Origin of the sequence: Dyella subtropica, from assembly GCF_026283965.1 — a bacterium.
Lineage (GTDB): Bacteria > Pseudomonadota > Gammaproteobacteria > Xanthomonadales > Rhodanobacteraceae > Dyella_D > Dyella_D subtropica.
In genome coordinates this window covers 165,625-184,043 of record NZ_JAPDPD010000005.1, presented here as the reverse complement: position 1 = coordinate 184,043, position 18,419 = coordinate 165,625, and the positions used below count along the sequence as shown (strand labels likewise).

Annotated in this window: 17 protein-coding genes; 13 read left to right on the top strand and 4 right to left on the bottom strand. The window is 63.1% G+C overall.

The window, feature by feature from the left end; all coding sequences use genetic code 11:
• The first annotated feature begins 16 nt into the window (after positions 1-16).
• The 6 genes from prpC (at position 17) to OUZ45_RS06130 (ending at position 5,827) form a co-directional block, all read left to right on the top strand.
• Positions 17-1,162 (top strand): bifunctional 2-methylcitrate synthase/citrate synthase, encoded by a 1,146-nt coding sequence (gene prpC, locus OUZ45_RS06155; RefSeq protein ID WP_266169058.1) that lies wholly within the window; start codon positions 17-19, stop codon positions 1,160-1,162.
• Positions 1,163-1,588: 426 nt separating this feature from the next.
• Positions 1,589-2,545 carry a hypothetical protein gene (locus tag OUZ45_RS06150; protein WP_266169057.1) on the top strand — a complete coding sequence of 319 codons (957 nt, stop codon included), beginning with the start codon at positions 1,589-1,591 and terminating at the stop codon, positions 2,543-2,545.
• Between the two features lie 257 nt (positions 2,546-2,802).
• A complete protein-coding gene (locus OUZ45_RS06145; protein ID WP_266169056.1) occupies positions 2,803-3,099 on the top strand; it encodes a hypothetical protein in 297 nt (98 codons plus the stop codon).
• Complete coding sequence (locus tag OUZ45_RS06140; RefSeq protein WP_266169055.1) at positions 3,096-3,782, top strand: C39 family peptidase; 687 nt, start codon at positions 3,096-3,098, stop codon at positions 3,780-3,782. The genes OUZ45_RS06145 and OUZ45_RS06140 overlap by 4 nt, the downstream gene beginning before the upstream one ends.
• Positions 3,779-4,366: a hypothetical protein gene (locus tag OUZ45_RS06135; protein ID WP_266169054.1), complete on the top strand. Its 588-nt coding sequence runs from the start codon at positions 3,779-3,781 to the stop codon at positions 4,364-4,366. Before OUZ45_RS06140 ends, OUZ45_RS06135 begins: the two co-directional genes overlap by 4 nt.
• Before the next feature lie 42 nt (positions 4,367-4,408).
• Positions 4,409-5,827: an acetate kinase gene (locus OUZ45_RS06130; protein WP_266169053.1), complete on the top strand. Its 1,419-nt coding sequence runs from the start codon at positions 4,409-4,411 to the stop codon at positions 5,825-5,827.
• A gap of 91 nt (positions 5,828-5,918) precedes the next feature.
• Here the strand turns inward: OUZ45_RS06130 and OUZ45_RS06125 are convergent, their stop codons facing one another.
• A complete protein-coding gene (locus tag OUZ45_RS06125) occupies positions 5,919-6,527 on the bottom strand; it encodes a glutathione S-transferase N-terminal domain-containing protein (protein WP_266169052.1) in 609 nt (202 codons plus the stop codon).
• A 56-nt stretch (positions 6,528-6,583) separates the two neighbouring features.
• Positions 6,584-7,270: a TerC family protein gene (locus OUZ45_RS06120; RefSeq protein ID WP_266169051.1), complete on the bottom strand. Its 687-nt coding sequence runs from the start codon at positions 7,268-7,270 to the stop codon at positions 6,584-6,586.
• A 364-nt stretch (positions 7,271-7,634) separates the two neighbouring features.
• On the opposite strand from OUZ45_RS06120, the gene acnD reads away from it, so the two are divergent.
• From acnD to OUZ45_RS06090, 6 genes are all read left to right on the top strand, one after another.
• Positions 7,635-10,229 (top strand): Fe/S-dependent 2-methylisocitrate dehydratase AcnD, encoded by a 2,595-nt coding sequence (gene acnD / locus OUZ45_RS06115; RefSeq protein WP_266169050.1) that lies wholly within the window; start codon positions 7,635-7,637, stop codon positions 10,227-10,229.
• A gap of 106 nt (positions 10,230-10,335) precedes the next feature.
• A complete protein-coding gene (gene prpF, locus OUZ45_RS06110; RefSeq protein ID WP_266169049.1) occupies positions 10,336-11,520 on the top strand; it encodes a 2-methylaconitate cis-trans isomerase PrpF in 1,185 nt (394 codons plus the stop codon).
• A gap of 82 nt (positions 11,521-11,602) precedes the next feature.
• Positions 11,603-13,054, top strand: coding sequence for a bifunctional 2-methylcitrate dehydratase/aconitate hydratase (locus tag OUZ45_RS06105; RefSeq protein WP_266169048.1), 1,452 nt, complete (start codon positions 11,603-11,605; stop codon positions 13,052-13,054).
• Positions 13,055-13,259: 205 nt separating this feature from the next.
• Entirely contained in the window at positions 13,260-14,360 is a 1,101-nt protein-coding gene (locus OUZ45_RS06100; protein ID WP_266169047.1) for an OmpA family protein, read from the top strand.
• A 327-nt stretch (positions 14,361-14,687) separates the two neighbouring features.
• Positions 14,688-15,794 carry an OmpA family protein gene (locus OUZ45_RS06095; protein WP_266169046.1) on the top strand — a complete coding sequence of 369 codons (1,107 nt, stop codon included), beginning with the start codon at positions 14,688-14,690 and terminating at the stop codon, positions 15,792-15,794.
• A 118-nt stretch (positions 15,795-15,912) separates the two neighbouring features.
• A complete protein-coding gene (locus OUZ45_RS06090) occupies positions 15,913-16,665 on the top strand; it encodes a pseudouridine synthase (RefSeq protein WP_266169045.1) in 753 nt (250 codons plus the stop codon).
• Here OUZ45_RS06090 and OUZ45_RS06085 read toward each other — a convergent pair.
• The gene (locus tag OUZ45_RS06085; protein ID WP_323137524.1) at positions 16,652-17,005 is read right to left on the bottom strand and encodes a LysR substrate-binding domain-containing protein; all 354 of its coding nucleotides are present in this window, start codon (positions 17,003-17,005) and stop codon (positions 16,652-16,654) included. The two genes, OUZ45_RS06090 and OUZ45_RS06085, sit on opposite strands and share 14 nt — an antisense overlap.
• On the opposite strand from OUZ45_RS06085, the gene OUZ45_RS06080 reads away from it, so the two are divergent.
• The gene (locus tag OUZ45_RS06080; RefSeq protein WP_266169043.1) at positions 16,969-17,181 is read left to right on the top strand and encodes a hypothetical protein; all 213 of its coding nucleotides are present in this window, start codon (positions 16,969-16,971) and stop codon (positions 17,179-17,181) included. The genes OUZ45_RS06085 and OUZ45_RS06080 overlap by 37 nt on opposite strands.
• Positions 17,182-17,188: 7 nt before the next feature.
• Here the strand turns inward: OUZ45_RS06080 and kbl are convergent, their stop codons facing one another.
• Positions 17,189-18,388, bottom strand: coding sequence for a glycine C-acetyltransferase (gene kbl / locus OUZ45_RS06075; RefSeq protein WP_266169042.1), 1,200 nt, complete (start codon positions 18,386-18,388; stop codon positions 17,189-17,191).
• Positions 18,389-18,419 lie beyond the last annotated feature (31 nt).

The window sequence follows — 18,419 nt, the reverse complement described above, 5'->3', positions numbered from 1 at the left end:
TGAGGAGAAGTATCCGATGAGCGAGCAAGTCCTTCCCAAGGCCAAGAAATCCGTCGCCCTGTCCGGCGTGGCCGCGGGCAACACCGCGCTGTGCACGGTCGGTCGCAGCGGCAACGATCTGCATTACCGCGGCTATGACATCCACGATCTGGCGGCCAAGGGCTGCTTCGAAGAGGTGGCCTACCTGCTGGTCCATGGCGTGCTGCCGAACTGGGCTGAGCTGAATGCCTATCGTGCCAAGTTGAAGCGCCTGCGCGGCCTGCCGGCGCCGGTGAAGAGTGCGCTGGAACTGCTGCCGGCCTCCACCCACCCGATGGACGTGATGCGCACCGGCTGCTCGGTGCTCGGCACGGTGCTGCCGGAGAAGGACGACCACAACGTCACCGGCGCGCGCGACATCGCCGACCGTTTGATGGCCAGCTTCGGTTCGATGCTGCTGTACTGGTACCACTTCAGCCACAACGGCAAGCGCATCGAGACGGAGACCGACGACGACTCCATCGCCGCGCATTTCCTGCACCTGCTGCACGGCAAGAAGGTGAGCGAGCTGCACGCGCACGCGCTGGACAAGTCGCTGGTGCTGTACGCCGAGCACGAGTTCAATGCGTCCACCTTTACCGCTCGCGTGATCGCCGGCACCGGTTCGGACATGTACTCGGCGATCACCGGCGCCATCGGCGCGCTGCGCGGTCCCAAGCATGGCGGTGCGAACGAAGTGGCGATGGAGATCATCGCGCGCTATCGCAATACGGCCGAGGCGGAGGCGGATATCCGCGCTCGCGTCGAGCGCAAGGAGATCATCATCGGCTTTGGCCATCCGGTGTACACGGTGTCCGATCCGCGCAACGAGATCATCAAGGAAGTCTCGCGCAAGCTTTGCACCGAGGGCGGCAACCCGACGCTGTTCGATGTGTCTGAGCGCATCGAGAAGCTGATGTGGGATCTCAAGAAAATGTTCCCCAACCTCGATTGGTTCTCCGCCAGCGCGTACCACATGATGGGCGTGCCGACGGCGATGTTCACGCCGCTGTTCGTGATCGCCCGCACCTCCGGTTGGAGCGCGCACGTGATCGAACAGCGCCAGGACGGCAAGATCATCCGTCCGAGCGCGAACTACACCGGTCCGGAAGACCAGATCTACGTGCCGATCGAAAAGCGCTGAGCCGAGCGCTAAGCGAAAAGGGAGCCTTCGGGCTCCTTTTTTGTTGGCGTGGGCGATGTTGGAGTGGAGTCGACGGTGCGTTATCCGTTCGTAGGCACAGGTGTATCTGTTTTGATACAGGTTCTATCCATCGCCAAGCCCGCTGAGGAACTTCCTCCAACGCGATGGATAGTCGTGAAATTTTTTCGCATCGACGGCGACAGCGATGGCTGCTGCCGATTTTTGTGTAACAGCAGTGATGCATGGTGCGATGCCATGGCCGTTGGATTAGCCATGCGAAGTTACGACCTTGCGCTCAAGTGTCTGATTTTTCTCGCGTGATAGCGCCGGTCTGGCGTGGTCCGGGCATGGTATGCATGTTGCAATGCAATCGTGCCGCTTACGCAGGCAAACAGGGGGTCACCGCACACTGCTTGGAGAACAACCATGCGCAAAAGTCTTCTTGCAACAGCGCTTCTGCTAGGGCTGGGATTGGCACTCCCCGCCGCGGCACAAGACAACAACAACAACTCCGGTACACAGGCCAATACCAACTCGAGTACGCATAGCAATACCAACTCGAGTACGCACAGCAATAGCAATTCCAGTCAGCACAATGGCAGTGACCGCGGCAATATGGGCGATTCCTATGCCACTGGTCAGGGCAGCTCAGCGGCAAACAACGGAGGCACTGCAACTTCGTCCATCACCAGTTCGTTCGATACCAGCAAGGCAGTCGCCGTAAGCCGGCTCGACGGCACGGTGACGAATAACACCGTCTCCAGCATCGGCAACTACGCCACCAACATGGGCAATGCGAGTGGCGGCCGGGGCGGCAGCGGCGGTGCTGGCTCGGGCGGCGACGGCAACGGCGGTAGCGGCAGTTCCGGCGGCAACGGCGGCGACTCCCACGCACGTAGCGGCTACGTCGGTGGTTCCCACAGCGCAAGCGGCAACGCCTGGGCAGGCAGCGGCGCATGGGGCGGCGACAGCAGTGGCAATACCGGTAAGGCGCGCGCTCGCGGTGCCGGCACCGATACCGCCACGAGTGGCAGTGGTGTCTGGACAGGCGGAGCTGCTTCCGGTGGCGCGGCCACAGCATCCAGCGGCAATTCGTCCGCGACCGGCGGAACCAGTGGTGCGGCCGGCAGCGCTGGCGGTGCTGGTGGCGCTGGTGGTTCGGGTGCGGCCGGCATGGGCGGCGCCGCTGCGGGCGGCAATGGTGGCAACGGCGCGGCCGGTGGTAGCGCTATGGCCGATGCGGGCAGCTTCAATATGTCCAACACCATGACCGGTTCGGCGGCGGCTGCGGCAGGCGTGACGGTGATCTCGCAGAACAGCGGTATTGCTGCGCTGACTCAGCAGAGCGTGAACGTACAGGCCAATCTGAACGTCGGTCATTGATGCGCAAACCCACGTCGTGGAGCGCCTTGTGCGCTCCACGACCGCTTGTGGCCGGATGATTCGGAGCGTTTGCCATGGACATCATGGCAAGCAACGACGCGTAGCGGCCGCGGGCACTACGGGAGACATGTGCCATGCAGATCATTAGGCCTGCGTGCGGTTTGGGAGTAGCGTGTTTGCTGGCGGCATCAGGCGTCGCGTTCGCTGATGGATCGTCAGGCTCGCCTGCGTATCTCGCGGGCGGTTCGGGATCGCCGGTGGCTGTCTATGTCGCGGCTGCGAACGGCGCTCATCGGGTTTACGTCGATGGCCTCGGGCAGAGCGTGGACGCCAGCGTGCTTGCCAGGTCCAGCGGCGGTACCGATGCGAGTGAGCAGATAACGCTCAACGGCAACGTGAGTAACAACACCGCGGACCATGTTGCTACCGGATTCAATTCGATCAGCGCCGGTTCGTTCGTAGGTGTGTCGGGTGTGCCGATGGTGATCCAGAATACCGGCAACAACGTACTGATCCAGAACGCCACCATCATCAACGTGCAGTTCAAGCCATGAGGCGATGGCTGCCGCTGCTGGTGCTTCCGTCGATGCTGCTTGCGGGTTCACTGCAGGCGTCATCGGTCGTGGTGCCTGGCGCGCAGGGCCAGAACGTCACCTTGCATCTGACCAGTCTGAAGGAAGCCCGGTTCAAGAACACCATCCGGCAGAAGTACGACTTCAGCTGTGGCTCGGCTGCGGTCGCCACCTTGCTGACCTATCAGTATGGCTACCCCGTCGACGAGCAGGCTGCTTTCGAGCAGATGTATGCCCATGGTGACCGCGCGAAGATCACCAAGGAAGGATTCTCCCTGCTCGACATCAAGGCTTACCTGCAGGCGAACGGCTTCGAAGCGGACGGCTTCGACGTGCCGCTGGAAAAACTCCAGCAGGAAAATCTTCCAGCGATCGTGCTGATCGATGAAGGCGGCTACCACCATTTCGTGGTGATCAAAGGTTTGCGTAACGATCGCGTGCTGGTCGGCGACCCCGCCCTGGGTACGCGCTCGCTGCCGCGTTCGCGCTTTAATGCGATGTGGAAGAACCATCTAATTTTCGTTATCCACAACCGGCGCTCGATGGCGGTCTTCAACAGCGCGAGCGACTGGCGTGCAGCTCCCATGGCGCCTCTTAGTTCCGGTATTGACCGTCGCGGGCTGGACGGTATTACCATGCCCAAGCGCGGCCCGGGGGACATATGAAAACCTTGCTGTCGTCGACACGTTCGCAGGTCATTCTCGCCTGCCTGTTGATCACCTCCGCAGGAGTGTGGGCGGGTGCAGCCCATGCTCATGACTTTGTCTTCGACAAGGGGCCGCTTGCGTTATTGTCGCCGTCTTTGAGCGATGCCAATCCGACCTCGGAAGTGGCGCACTGGATGCCCGTGAGCGCCTCGCGTCTCGACGATGTCCGCGGTGGGTTCGATCTGGGCAACGGGCTCGTGGCTTCGTTGGGCATTGATCGCGCGGTTTACATCAACGGCGCGCTGGTCACCTCGACCAAGATCGATATCCCGGACATCGCTCACATGACTCCGGCGCAGGCTGGTGTGCTTGCTTCGGCGAACGGCACAGCCACCCTGGTGCAGAACGGGCCGGGCAACACCTTCGATCCATCCGCATTCAGCCATACCGTGGCGGCCACGGTGGTGCAGAACACCCTCAACAACCAGAACATCGACACCGTAACCACGCTGAACATTTCGGTGAACACCCTGAGCATGTTCCGCGGGCTCAACCTGCAACAGAGTCTGCAATCCGCAACCGCCAATCCACTGGGCCATTGACGCGCACGAAGCCATCCATTGGCTGGCGCGAAAGGATGCGAGATGACTACGGGACGAAAGCCATGGCGATATACGTGCTCGGTGGGCTGCGCCGGTTTGGTGCTGCTTACCGGCGTATGTTCGGCCCAGCAGATGCCTGCACTCGGCGCATCGCCACCGGTAACGTCGGCGACGCCGGCAACGAGTGAGGTCTCCGCCACCATCCGCAAGCAGGTGGTCGAACAGGGTGAGCGCATCGACGCCATGCGCAATCAGATCGCTACGCAGATCGAACAGCTCGAAACCATGAAGCGAACCCTCGCCACCCAAGAAGCGGACTACAGGGCGTTGCGACATGCCGTGGGCATGGACGTGCTGGACAAGCAGCGAGCAGGCAACATCAGGGCCGCGGGGGCGAGCGCATCGGCGTTGCCGATGTCCGCTGCTGATTCGCTTGCTGTCGGCGGTGTGACGGACGTACCGACGGATACCAAGCCGGTAGGGCAAGCGCCACAGCAAGATACGCGACCTCCTGAGGTAGCCCCCATCTTCGATCAGCCGGGCGTGCTGACGCCGCGTGGCAAGCTGATCGTGGAGCCGTCGTATCAGTTCGGCTATTCGTCCGCGGACCGCGTGGCGCTGGTGGGCTACACCATTATTCCGGCCATCCTTATTGGCTTGATCGATGTGAGGCAGGTCAAGACCACCACGCAGACCGCAGCCGTGGCTTTGCGTTATGGCATCACCAACCGGCTGGAGGCCGAGGTACGCATCCCATACGTGTATGGCCACACGGATACCATCAGCCGGGAGATTTTCACGGGTACGGCGACTGACCGCGTGTTCGGCGCGAGCGGTCATGGCATCGGCGACGTGGAAGCGACCGCGCGATACCAGCTCAACGATGGTGGCGCGGACAAGGCGTATTACATCGCCTGGCTGCGTTTCAAATCGCGTACGGGCCGTGATCCCTTCGAAGTGACGACCGACTGTGTGCAGCGCTGCGTGCAAAACGCGACCGGCACGGGCCTGCCATTACAGCTGCCTACCGGTACCGGCTTCTACTCGATACAGCCGGGAGTGACCTGGCTGTATCCGTCCGATCCGGTGGTGTTCTTCGGCAATGTGAGCTATCTGCACAACTTCGAGCGCAACCACGTCAGCCGCACCTTGCTGCTCGCGGGTAAGGAGCAGCTCGGTAAGGTGAAAGTGGGTGACGTCGTGGATGTGAGTGTCGGCATGGGCTTGGCGTTAAATGAGAAGGCTTCCTTCAGTATCGGCTATGACCAGAGTTGGATCGGTGTCACCAAGCAAAACGGCAGGACGGTGCCAGGCTCGGCCAAGACGGTGCTCGGCACACTGCTGATCGGCGGTTCGTATCGCTTCAACGAAAAGCGCACATTGAACTTCACGCTGGGCGTCGGGGTGACGCGCGACACGCCGGATGCGACGGTGACGGTGCGCGTGCCGATGGCGTACTGAAAGCGGTGAGAGGCGAGACGTGAGAAGTAAGGGCGCTACGTAGCCACTTACTTCTCACGCAGTTGCTTGCATCTAAGGTCTTTACTCGCTCTTACAAGCCCTCGGCCTTCATGGCCGCCTGCACACCGGCATCTTCCAGCATGCGCTGAGAGAATCGCTCCAGTTGGTCGAGGCCGCTCAGGGCCACGCCCTTGGCCCTGGCCCAGCGCAGCACGACGAACAGGTAGGGGTCGGCGATCGAGCGCGTGCCGGTCAGCCAGTCGCGGCCGACGAGCTGCGCATCGAGCCGTTCGAACAAGCCGCGCAGACGATTGCGCGCGTTGGTCATCAGTTCGGGATGCACCGCTTCGTCGCCCACGAAACGCGCCGGGCCGAACAATGGCTTGAACGCCGGATGCACGTCGGAGTTGAGAAAGCACAGCCAGCGCAGCACATCGGCACGGCCGCGCGGGCCTTCGCCGCCCAGCCTGGCTTCGGGGAAACGCTCAGCGAGGTAGCTCAGGATGGCCACGTTCTCCGTGAGCAGCCAGCCGTCGTCTTCCTGCAACGCCGGCACCATGCCGCCCGGACTGATCTTCAGATATTCCGGCGAGCGGAGCTGGTCGCGCGCGACCTGATGGGCCTCATAAGGCTGGCCGATCCACTCGAGCACGATGTGGTCGGTGAGCGAGCAGGCGCCGGGCAGGTAGTAGAGCTTCATGGGGGTCTCTTTGCGGAGTAGGGCGGCGCGCAGTGTGGCGGGCCGCCTCGTTCACCTCAAGCCGCGCTGGCGAGGCGCTGGCGTCGTCGCTGTGCGAGCCAGCCACTGCCGCAGATGGTTACCACCAGCAGGCCGTCGAGCGTATAGCGGGACCAGCTGCGGGCATCGAACCAGGCCGACAGCAGGTGGTCGTGCGCGATCATGCGTGCCGCCGTCCAGGCGATGGCGCCGGCGCCGATGTAGACGACGATGGGGAAGCGTTCGATCAGCTTCAAGATCAGGGTGGAGCCCCACACGACCAGCGGCACGCTGATCGCCAGGCCGATGATCACCAGGGTCATGTGGCCGCCCGAGGCGCCGGCGATGGCCAGCACGTTGTCCAGGCCCATCAGTGCGTCCGCGACCACGATGGTGCGTATGGCTGCCCAGAAGCCGGCGGCGGCACTGACGTTGTGTCGGTCACCGTCATCGGTGCGCAACAGCTTCCATGCGATCGGCAGCAGCAGCAAGCCGCCGGCCAGCATAAGGCCCGGCAATTTGAGCAGGTAGACCACCACGGCGGTCAGCGCGACGCGTATCGCCACTGCGCCAAAGCTGCCCCAGAACACTGCTTTTCTTTGCAGATGCTTGGGCAGGTTGCGCGCGGCAAGGGCGATGACGATGGCGTTGTCGCCCGCCAGCACCAGATCCAGCAGAACGATGGCCATCAGGCCGGAGAGAAATTCGGGGGTGAGGAAATCCATATGGTTCGGTTCCTGCGCGCGGGACGAATGCAGCAACCGCGGGTGCACGCAGCCCCGTTGTTACCGCAAAAGTCTCGTTCGCGGCAGAACCGCTGCAGTGACCGGAGCGGTGCTCCGCTCGTGATGACGACCACTGCACGGACGGCTGATGAGGAGGCGTCCGGAACTACTCCCCTTTGGGATTAGTTCCGGCCATTGTCGATGCCGTCATGCATACCAGTCAAGCCAAAGCCCTTAAGGAAATGGCTTTTCCTCGCTACAATGTCGCGGTTTTGCAACGAAATGTGCGGCCGCCGGGTGGAGAGCGCAGGCTGGGTCCCGGCCTGCGCTAAGTCAGGCGTTTATCTCCAGGGTTCTCGATACTATGAATACCGTCTACCGCCAATCCCTCCCCGGCACGTCGCTGGATTATTTCGATGCGCGTGCCGCCGTGGAGGCGATCCAGCCGGGCGCCTATGACGCGCTGCCCTATACCTCGCGAGTGCTTGCCGAGAACCTGGTGCGCCGTTGTGATCCGGCGATCCTCACCGAGTCGCTCAAGCAGATCATCGAGCGCAAGCGCGAGCGCGATTTCCCGTGGTTCCCGGCGCGCGTGGTGTGCCATGACATCCTCGGCCAGACGGCATTGGTCGACCTGGCCGGCCTGCGCGATGCGATTGCCGAGCGTGGCGGTGACCCGGCCAAGGTGAACCCGGTGGTGCCGGTGCAGTTGATCGTCGATCACTCGCTGGCGGTGGAGTGCGGTGGCTTCGATCCGAACGCGTTCGCGAAGAACCGCGCCATCGAAGATCGCCGCAACGAGGACCGCTTCCACTTCATCGAGTGGACCAAGAAGGCGTTCGAGAACGTCGACGTGATCCCGCCGGGTAACGGCATCATGCATCAGATCAACCTGGAGAAGATGTCGCCGGTGATCCAGGTGCAGGACGGCGTGGCTTATCCCGATACCTGCGTGGGCACCGACAGCCATACGCCGCACGTGGATGCGCTCGGCGTCATCGCCATCGGCGTGGGCGGCCTGGAGGCCGAGAACGTGATGCTCGGCCGCGCCTCGTGGATGCGCCTGCCCGACATCATTGGTGTGGAGCTTACTGGCAAGCGCCAGTCCGGCATCACTGCCACCGACATCGTGCTTGCCCTCACCGAATTCCTGCGCAAGGAAAAGGTGGTCGGCGCGTACCTGGAGTTCCGCGGCGAAGGCGCAGCCAGCCTCACGCTGGGCGATCGCGCCACCATCTCCAACATGGCGCCCGAATACGGCGCCACCGCCGCGATGTTCTTCATCGACGGCCAGACCATCGACTACCTGCGCCTCACCGGCCGCAGCGACGAGCAGGTCAAGCTGGTGGAGACCTATGCCAAGGCCGCCGGCCTGTGGGCCGACACGCTGGCGCATGCGCAGTACGAACGCACGCTGACGTTCGACCTGTCCTCGGTGGTGCGCAACATGGCGGGCCCGTCCAACCCGCACAAGCGCCTGCCCACCTCTGATCTCGCCGCGCGCGGCATCGCGGGCGAGTGGAAAGAGCAGCCGGGCCAGATGCCCGATGGCGCTGTGGTCATCGCCGCCATCACCAGTTGCACCAACACCAGCAACCCGCGCAACGTGATCGCGGCGGCCTTGCTGGCGCGCAACGCTAACGCACGTGGTCTCACGCGCAAGCCGTGGGTGAAGAGCTCGCTCGCACCCGGTTCCAAGGCGGTGGAGTTGTACCTGAAGGAGGCGAACCTGCTGCCGGATCTGGAGAAGCTCGGCTTCGGCATCGTCGCGTTCGCCTGCACCACCTGCAACGGCATGTCCGGCGCGCTCGATCCGGCGATCCAGCAGGAGATCATCGACCGCGACCTGTACGCCACCGCCGTGCTGTCCGGTAACCGCAACTTTGATGGCCGCATCCACCCGTATGCCAAGCAGGCCTTCCTGGCCTCGCCGCCGCTGGTGGTGGCCTACGCCATCGCCGGCACCATCCGCTTCGACATCGAGAAGGACGTGCTCGGCGTCGACGCCAACGGCCAACCGGTGACGCTCAAGGACATCTGGCCCAGCGACGAGGAGATCGACGCGATCGTGTCCTCCAGCGTGAAGCCGGAGCATTTCCGCAAGGTCTACGAGCCGATGTTCGCGCGCACCGGCCACACCGGCACCAGCGCCGCGCCGCTGTACGACTGGCGCCCGCAGAGCACCTATATCCGCCGTCCGCCGTACTGGGAAGGCGCGCTCGCCGGCGAGCGCACGCTCAAGGGCATGCGTCCGCTGGCGGTGCTCGGCGACAACATCACCACCGACCACCTGTCGCCGTCGAACGCGATCATGCTCGACAGCGCGGCCGGAGAATACCTGGCGAAGATGGGCTTGCCGGAAGAGGACTTCAATTCGTACGCGACCCATCGCGGCGATCACCTCACTGCGCAGCGCGCGACTTTCGCCAACCCCACTCTGCTCAACGAGATGGCCGTGGTCGATGGCGAAGTGAGGAAGGGTTCGCTTGCCCGCGTGGAGCCGGAAGGCAAGGTCATGCGCATGTGGGAAGCGATCGAGACCTACATGGACCGCAAGCAGCCGCTGATCGTGATCGCCGGTGCCGACTACGGCCAGGGCTCGTCGCGCGACTGGGCGGCGAAGGGTGTACGCCTTGCGGGCGTGGAAGCGATCGCGGCCGAAGGCTTCGAGCGCATCCACCGCACCAACCTGATCGGCATGGGCGTGCTGCCGCTGGAGTTCATGCCCGGCACCGATCGTAAGACGCTGGGCATCGACGGCACCGAGACCTTCGACGTGGTTGGCGTGCGCACGCCGCGCGCGGACCTCACGCTGGTCATTCATCGTAAGAGCGGCGAGTGCGTCGAGGTGCCGGTGACGTGCCGCCTGGATACCGCTGAAGAAGTGTCGATCTACGAAGCTGGCGGCGTGCTGCAGCGCTTTGCGCAGGATTTCCTCGAGGCTTCGCAGGCGGCCTGACCACGCGCTGATCCGCAGGTACATGCCACGCGGCATCGTCCTGCGGTTGGTGACTTCGCTCGCGTGCGACGCGAGCGAAGTCCCGTCACCACAGGACAACACACACATGGCACAGCTTCCCCAGATCCGCATTCCCGCCACCTACCTGCGCGGCGGCACCAGCAAGGGCGTGTTCTTCCGCCTGCAGGACCTGCCCGAAGCAGCGCAGGTGCCGGGTGCCGCGCGCGACGCGCTGCTGCAGCGCGTGATCGGCAGTCCCGATCCCTACGGCAAGCAGATCGACGGCATGGGCGGCGCCACGTCCAGCACCAGCAAGACGGTGATCGTGTCCAGAAGCAGCCGACCAGGCCATGACGTGGATTACCTGTTCGGCCAGGTGGCCATCGACAAGGCCTTCGTCGACTGGAGCGGCAACTGCGGCAACCTGTCGGCGGCGGTCGGCCCGTTCGCCATCGCGGGTGGCCTGGTCGATCCCGCGCGCGTACCGCGCGACGGCATCGCCACCGTACGTATCTGGCAGGCCAACATCGGCAAGACAATCATTGCCCATGTGCCGATGACCGATGGCGCGGTGCAGGAAGCCGGTGATTTCGAGCTGGACGGCGTGACTTTCCCGGCCGCCGAAGTGCAACTGGAGTTCATGGATCCGGCCGCGGAGGAAGATGGCGCGGGTGGGGCCATGTTTCCCACCGGGCACCTCGTCGACGATCTGGAGGTGCCGGGTGTCGGCACGCTCAAGGCCACCATGATCAACGCCGGCATCCCCACGATCTTTGTCGAGGCCTCCGCGATCGGCTACACCGGGACGGAGCTGCAGGACGCCATCAACAGCGATGCCAAGGCGCTGGCGATGTTCGAGACCATTCGCGCGCACGGCGCGCTGCGCATGGGCCTGATCGGCTCGCTCGACGAGATCGCCACACGCCAGCACACGCCCAAGGTGGCCTTCGTCGCCAGGTCGGCCGACTACGTCGCGTCGAGTGGCAAGCCCGTGACGGCGGGCGACGTCGACCTGCTCGTGCGCGCGATGTCGATGGGCAAGCTGCATCACGCCATGATGGGTACAGCGGCGGTAGCCATAGGCACCGCGGCGGCCATTCCAGGCACGCTGGTGAACAGCGCAGCAGGCGGTGGTGAGCGCCAGGCTGTGCGCTTTGGCCATCCGTCGGGGACGTTGCGGGTGGGCGCTGAGGCGGCGCTGGTTGACGGCACGTGGACCGTCACCAAGGCGGTCATGAGCCGAAGCGCGCGTGTGCTGATGGAAGGCTGGGTGCGTGTGCCTGCGGAGTAAGCTCGACAAAGGTTGCGTCAACCGAAAGGGTTAAGCCTCCGCGACGCAATGGCGGTTTCCCTGTTGCCAGGAGACGAGCCTCATGAGTACGCATGACATCCGCTCCGCCAAGCGTCCAGACCCCGATCAGCCGATGGTCGACATCGCTAATTACGTCACCGATTGCAAGATCGATTCGACCGAGGCGTACGACACCGCGCGCTACATGCTGCTGGACTCCCTCGCCACCGCGATGATGGCGATGAAGTTTCCCGAGTGCGTGAAGCACCTGGGCCCGGTTGTGCCGGGCGCGAATCTGCCGGGCGGCGCTCGCGTGCCGGGGACCAGTCATGAGTTGGATCCGGTGCAGGCCGCGTTCTCCATCGGCACGCAGATCCGCTGGCTGGACTTCAACGACACCTGGCTGGCCGCCGAGTGGGGCCATCCGTCGGACAACCTCGGTGCGATCCTGTCGGTGGCCGATTACCTCAGCCGCAAGGCCGAGCGCAAAGGCGGCAAGGCGCTGACCGTGCGCGACGTGCTGACCTATGCCATCAAGGCGCATGAGATCCAGGGTTGCTACGCGCTGCTCAACAGCTTCAACCGCGTGGGTCAAGATCACGTGATTCTGGTGCGTCTGGCGTCCACTGCCGTCGCCACCGCGATGCTGGGCGGCAACAAGGAGCAGATCACCACGGCCGTGTCGCACAGCTGGATCGACAATGGTGCGCTGCGCACCTATCGCCACGCGCCGAACACGGGCCCGCGCAAGAGCTGGGCGGCCGGCGATGCTTGCCGTCGTGCGGTGACTCATGCCATCAACGCTGTGTACCGCGGAGTGGTGGGCTATCCGTCGGCGCTGTCGGCCAAGACCTGGGGTTATTACGACGTGGCCTTCAAGGGCAAGGCGTTCGAGTTCGAGCGCCCGTTCGGCAGTTATGTGATGGAGAACGTGCTGTTCAAGATCAGCTTCCCGGCCGAGTTCCACGCGCAGACCGCGGTGGAGTGCGCCATGCAGCTGCACAGCCAGGTGGCCGGTAAGGTCGACCAGATCGATAAGGTGGTGATCGAGACCCAGGAAGCGGGCGCGCGCATCATCGACAAGACCGGCCCGCTGGCGAATTACGCCGATCGCGATCACTGCATCCAGTACATGGTGGCGGTGCCGCTGATTTTTGGCCGTCTCACGGCCGACGACTATAACGACGACGTGGCCGCCGACCCGCGTATCGATGTACTGCGCGACAAAATGGTGGTTAGCGAGAATCCGCAATTCACCAAGGATTATTTCGATCCTGAAAAGCGCTATATCGGCAACTCGGTACAGGTGTTTTTCAAGGACGGCAGCAGCACCGAGAAGGTTTCGATCGATTTTCCGATCGGCCACCGCAAGCGCCGTGCCGAAGGCATCCCGGTTCTGCTGAAAAAGTTCGAAGGGGCCATGCGTGGGCATCTGCCGTCACATCAAGTCAACGCGATCCTCGACGCCACGGCGGACACCGCCAGGCTCGATGCCATGCCAGTACAACAATTCCTGGGTCTCTTCACGTTGTAAAGACGGCGTGAGCTGAGAATGAACGGGCGTTCCGAGTGCCATGGCGATTGTTTATTTTTTGCTAAACTCTTCGCGCCCGTTTCGGGTGGTCTAGCTTCAAGCTTCAAGGCCGATTTTCGGCCCGGACTCATGACGGGTTCTGCGGCGTGATTGCTCCCGTCTGGGGTGGAACGGACGCGAAAACCAATATACGAGGAGACACCTGATGAAACGTAAGGGTTTGTACTTCCTGATCGCGTTGGCCCTGGGCGGTGTAAGTGCCGCTCATGCGCAAGACGGCACCTCCAGCGCGGCAACGCCTACCTACGACGGACGCTGGTACATCGCGCCCACCGTGGGCGGCTACTACAACGATACCGATCGCAACACCAACAGCCGTCAGGTTTACTACGGCCTGGGTGTGGGCCGATTCTTCGCGCCGAACCTCTCGGTCGACCTGTTTATCGATCGCACCAAACGCGATATCGATAGGAAGGTCGGTGGCGGCACTTGGTCAAACAACAGCTATGGCGTCGCCGCGCGCTACTACTTCGGCGCATGGGACTCATGGCGCCCGTATCTGCTAGGCGGCGTCATGGGCAGCTACCACCACAATCGTGTCGACAACGACTGGGCGCCGGCGGCGGAGGGTGGGGTTGGTATCTCCAAAACCATCACCGATAGCACGGATTTTCGCGCCGAGGCTGGCTACCGCTACGACTGGGATGACAAGACCCAGCCGAAAAAGAACGGTTATGGCGACTGGTTCCTGGGCTTCAGCGTGGTCTCGCGCTTCGGAGCACCGGCCGCTGCTCCAGTGGCGGCGGCTCCGCCGCCCGCAGCGCCCGACTGCTCCAAGCAGTTCCGCAACGGCGTGAACCTGTGCGACAACAAGTGCCCGGATCTGCCGGAAGGCACCATCGTCGGTCCGGACGGCTGCCCGCAGAAGGTGGTGATCGACCTGCGCGGCGTGAACTTCAAGTTCGACCGTCCGAAGAAGGGCGAGAAGGACATCAAGAAGGCCCTGGCTGAGCCGAGCGCCGACTCGATCGCGGTGCTGGATCAGGCCGTCGATACCCTGCAGCGTTATCCGCAGGTGAAGGTGCTCGTGGCCGGCTACACCGACTCGGTGGGTAAGGACGCGTACAACCAGAGTCTGTCGGAGCGCCGCGCTTCGATCGTGTACGACTACCTGACCTCCCACGGGGTGGCTGCCAGCCGCCTGGAAGGCCCGATCGGTCATGGCAAGGGCGATCCGATCGACAGCAACGACACGGATGCCGGCCGCGCCCGCAACCGTCGCACCGAGCTGCAGGTCCAGCAGTAACCGACTGGAAAGTCGTCCTGAAAAGCCCGGCAAAAGCCGGGCTTTTCTTTTGTGACAATGAATTACGTCGTTTCTGGCGAGTGTCGTCTCGACGTTTTTGGCCCCGTTTGGCTGAACGAGAACCCACCGAAAGCTTAAGCTGTCATGTATGTATGTTCAGGGATGTGGGTATCACTTAACGATTTTGCTACACTCTGCGCCGCTTGCTGTTAGGAACGCCAAGCAAGGGACATTGAAAGTCCCTGGATGTCGAACCCTGAAGTTCTGACGCGCGATTTCCGTCTGGGGTGGAACGGACGCGAAAACCAATAAACGAGGAGACACCTGATGAATCGTAAGGGCTTGTATTTTCTAGTCGCCCTGGCCCTGGGCGGCGTAGGTGCCGTTCACGCGCAGGACAACGCTGCCGGTGCGACCACGCCGAGCTACGACGGTCGCTGGTACATTGCGCCGACCGTGGGTGGTTACTACAACGATACCGACCGCAACACCAACAGCCGTCAGGTTTACTACGGTCTGGGCGTGGGTCGTTTCATTGCCCCGAATACCTCGATCGACCTGTTCGTCGATCGCACCAAGCGCGACATCGATAAGAAGATCGGTGGCGGCAACTGGGCGAGCAACAATTTCGGTGTGACCGCTCGTTACTACTTCGGCGCGGCGGACGCATGGCGTCCGTATCTGCTGGCCGGCGTGATGGGCAGCTACCACAAGAACCGCTTCAACAACGGCTGGGCACCGGCTGCCGAGCTGGGCGCGGGCGTGTCCAAGTCGATCACCGACAGCTCGGACATCCGTGCTGAAGCCGGTTACCGCTACGACTGGGACGACAAGAGCCAGCCGAAGAAGAACGGCTACGGCGATTGGTTCCTGGGCTTCAGCGTGGTCTCGCGCTTCGGCGCGCCGGCCGCCGCTGCCCCGGCAGTGGTTGCTCCGGTCGCCCCGGTTGCTCCGGACTGCTCCAAGCAGTTCCGCAACGGCGTGAACCTGTGCGACAACAAGTGCCCGGATCTGCCGGAAGGCACCATCGTCGGTCCGGATGGTTGCGTGGCGAAGGTGGTCATCGACCTGCGCGGCGTGAACTTCAAGTTCGACCGTCCGAAGAAGGGCGAGAAGGACATCAAGAAGGCGCTGGCTGAGCCGTCCGCCGACTCGATCGCCATTCTCGACCAGGCCGTCGACACCCTGAACCGCTACCCGCAGGTCAAGGCCATGGTGGCCGGCTACACCGACTCGGTCGGTAAGGATGCCTACAACCAGAGCCTGTCCGAGCGTCGCGCTTCGATCGTGTTCGACTACCTGACCTCCCACGGTGTGGCTGCCAGCCGCCTGGAAGGTCCGATCGGCCACGGCAAGAGCGATCCGATCGATAGCAACGACACGGAAGCCGGCAAAGCCCGCAACCGTCGCACCGAGCTGCAGGTCCAGCAGTAATCGACCGCAAGGTCGTCCCGAAAAGCCCGGCGAAAGCCGGGCTTTTCTTTTGTGTTGCCGCTGCGATACGCAGATCGGGCACGATGTAGAACATAAGGATCGAGAAAGGCCGTTGGGAATGAGTTCGTTCCGTCCACGTTCGACCGCTTCTGCTGCGCCGCGGCACGGTCTCGCCCGCGTGCTCAGCAAGCTGGGCGTGTGCTCGCGCAGCCAGGCCGAGAAGGCGGTGCGCGAGGGCAGGGTGAGTGTGGATGGGCGCGTCGTGCTCGATCCCGAGCGCCCGGCCGATCCGGCAAAACAGCGCATCCTGCTGGACGGTGAGGTGGTGGGTGTAGCTCAGCGTGTCTACGTGGCATTGAACAAGCCTCGCGGCATCGTGGTCAGCGCCGCTGACGAGCGCGGCAGGGATACGGTGTATGACCTGCTTGCGGAGGCCGGTTTGCCCTGGCTGGGCCCAGTGGGGCGGCTGGATAAGGCTAGCGAAGGCCTGCTGCTGCTTAGCAACGACAGCGTGTGGGCGGCACACCTGACCGAGCCGCGACATCACGTGGACAAGACCTATCACGTCCAGATCGACGCCATTCCGGACCAGACCACGCTAGCTCGCCTGATTCAGAGCACCGTGGACGAAGGCGAGCGATTGGCCGCCAAACAGGTGACCTTACTGCGTAGCGGCGAGAAAAATGCCTGGCTGGAAATCGTGCTCGACGAAGGTCGCAACCGGCACATTCGGCGCCTGCTGGCCGCTCACGATATCGGTGTGCTACGGCTGATTCGCGTAGCCATCGGCGACTTCAAGCTGGGCGATCTGGCGAAGGGGCAATGGCGACACCTTCGACCGGACGAAGTGGCGCGCCTCAGTCGCAAATAGACGTCCGAGTTTTCACTGCCGCCAAGGTGCGTTCCACGGCGGGATGGCAGCGCTCCGAATCCAGCACGGCATATATGGTGTTCTGGCAGGTGATGCCCGGCTTGCGTATGGCGACGATTTCGCCTCGCTGCTCGTGATCCACAGCGCACGCCGCCGGCACGATGGAATTGCCCCTGTCAGCGGCCACCCAATCCAGCACTTCTTCCAATTCCTCGAAATGCGCCACCGTGTTGAGCCGTCCCAGGCTTCTGCCAAGCACTTGGATGAACCAGGTGGTGAAGACACGAATCGTTTTCGCCGTAAGTGATCTGGTATCGACTCGTCGCCTGCGGCAACACACCGCAATACATGCGGATGGTGGCGCGCGAGAACTGGGCCAGCTACGACCGCTTCAACCGATCGGTTGTCGACTTGCTGGCTAACGACGAAGTCGCGTTGCTCGACTTCGCCGACGCGGCACAGGTCTCGAATACGGATAGCTGGCGCTACCGAGCCGAACTCAGCAACCTGCCATAAGCCTTGCTCAGCCGCCGATCACACCCAGCGCACGCCCTACCTTGGTGAATGCAGCGATGGCATGATCCAGGTGCTCACGCGTATGCGCGGCGCTCATCTGCGTACGGATACGCGCCTGGCCCTGCGGCACTACGGGGTAGAAGAAACCGGTGACGTAGATGCCCTCGTCGAGCAGGGCGGTCGCCATGGCCTGCGCCTTCTTCGCGTCGTACACCATCACCGGCACGATCGGGTGCACGCCTGGCTTGATGTCGAAGCCGGCCTTGGTCATCTGTTCGCGGAAGTAGCGCGTGTTCTCCTGTACACGCTCGCGCAAATCACCGGCGCTGGCGAGCATGTCGAACACCTTGATCGCCGCTGCCACGACGTGCGGCGGCAACGAGTTGGAGAACAGGTACGGACGCGAACGCTGACGCAGCATCTCGATCACCTCGGTGCGACCCGTCGTGAAGCCGCCCAGTGCGCCGCCCAGAGCTTTGCCCAGCGTGCCGGTGAAGATGTCGATCTTGTCCATCACGCCGTTGACCTCGGCCGAACCGCGGCCGTGCTCACCGAGGAAGCCGGTGCAATGGCATTCGTCGATGTGCACCATCGCGTTGTACTTTTTCGCGAGCGCGGTGATCTGATCCAGCGGTGCGATAAAGCCGTCCATCGAGAACGCGCCGTCGGAGGTGATCAGCTTGGTGCGCGCACCGGCGGCGTCGGCATCCTGCAATTGCTTCTCCAGATCCGCCATATCGCAGTTGGCGTAGCGGAAGCGCTTGGCCTTGCACAGGCGGATGCCGTCGATGATCGAAGCGTGGTTGAGCGCATCAGAGATGACCGCATCCTCTTCGCCCAGCAGCGGCTCGTAGAGGCCACCGTTCGCGTCGAAGCAGGCGGCGTAGAGGATGCTGTCCTCGGTGCCGAAGAACTCGGCGATCTTCTTTTCGAGTTGCTTGTGCAGATCCTGCGTGCCGCAGATGAAGCGCACCGAGGCCATGCCGAAGCCATGACTGTCCAGCGCATCCTTCGCCGCCTGGATCACCTCGGGATGATCGGCCAGGCCAAGGTAGTTGTTGGCGCAGAAGTTGAGCACCTTGCGCCCGCCTTCGAGCTCGATCTCCGCCGACTGCGGCGAGGTGATGATGCGCTCGGCCTTAAACAGGCCCTGCTCGCGGATGGATTCGAGTTCGGCGGCGTAGCGTGCCTTGGCGGAGTAGCTCATGGAGATCAGCCCTGGGGGAAAGATGCTGATT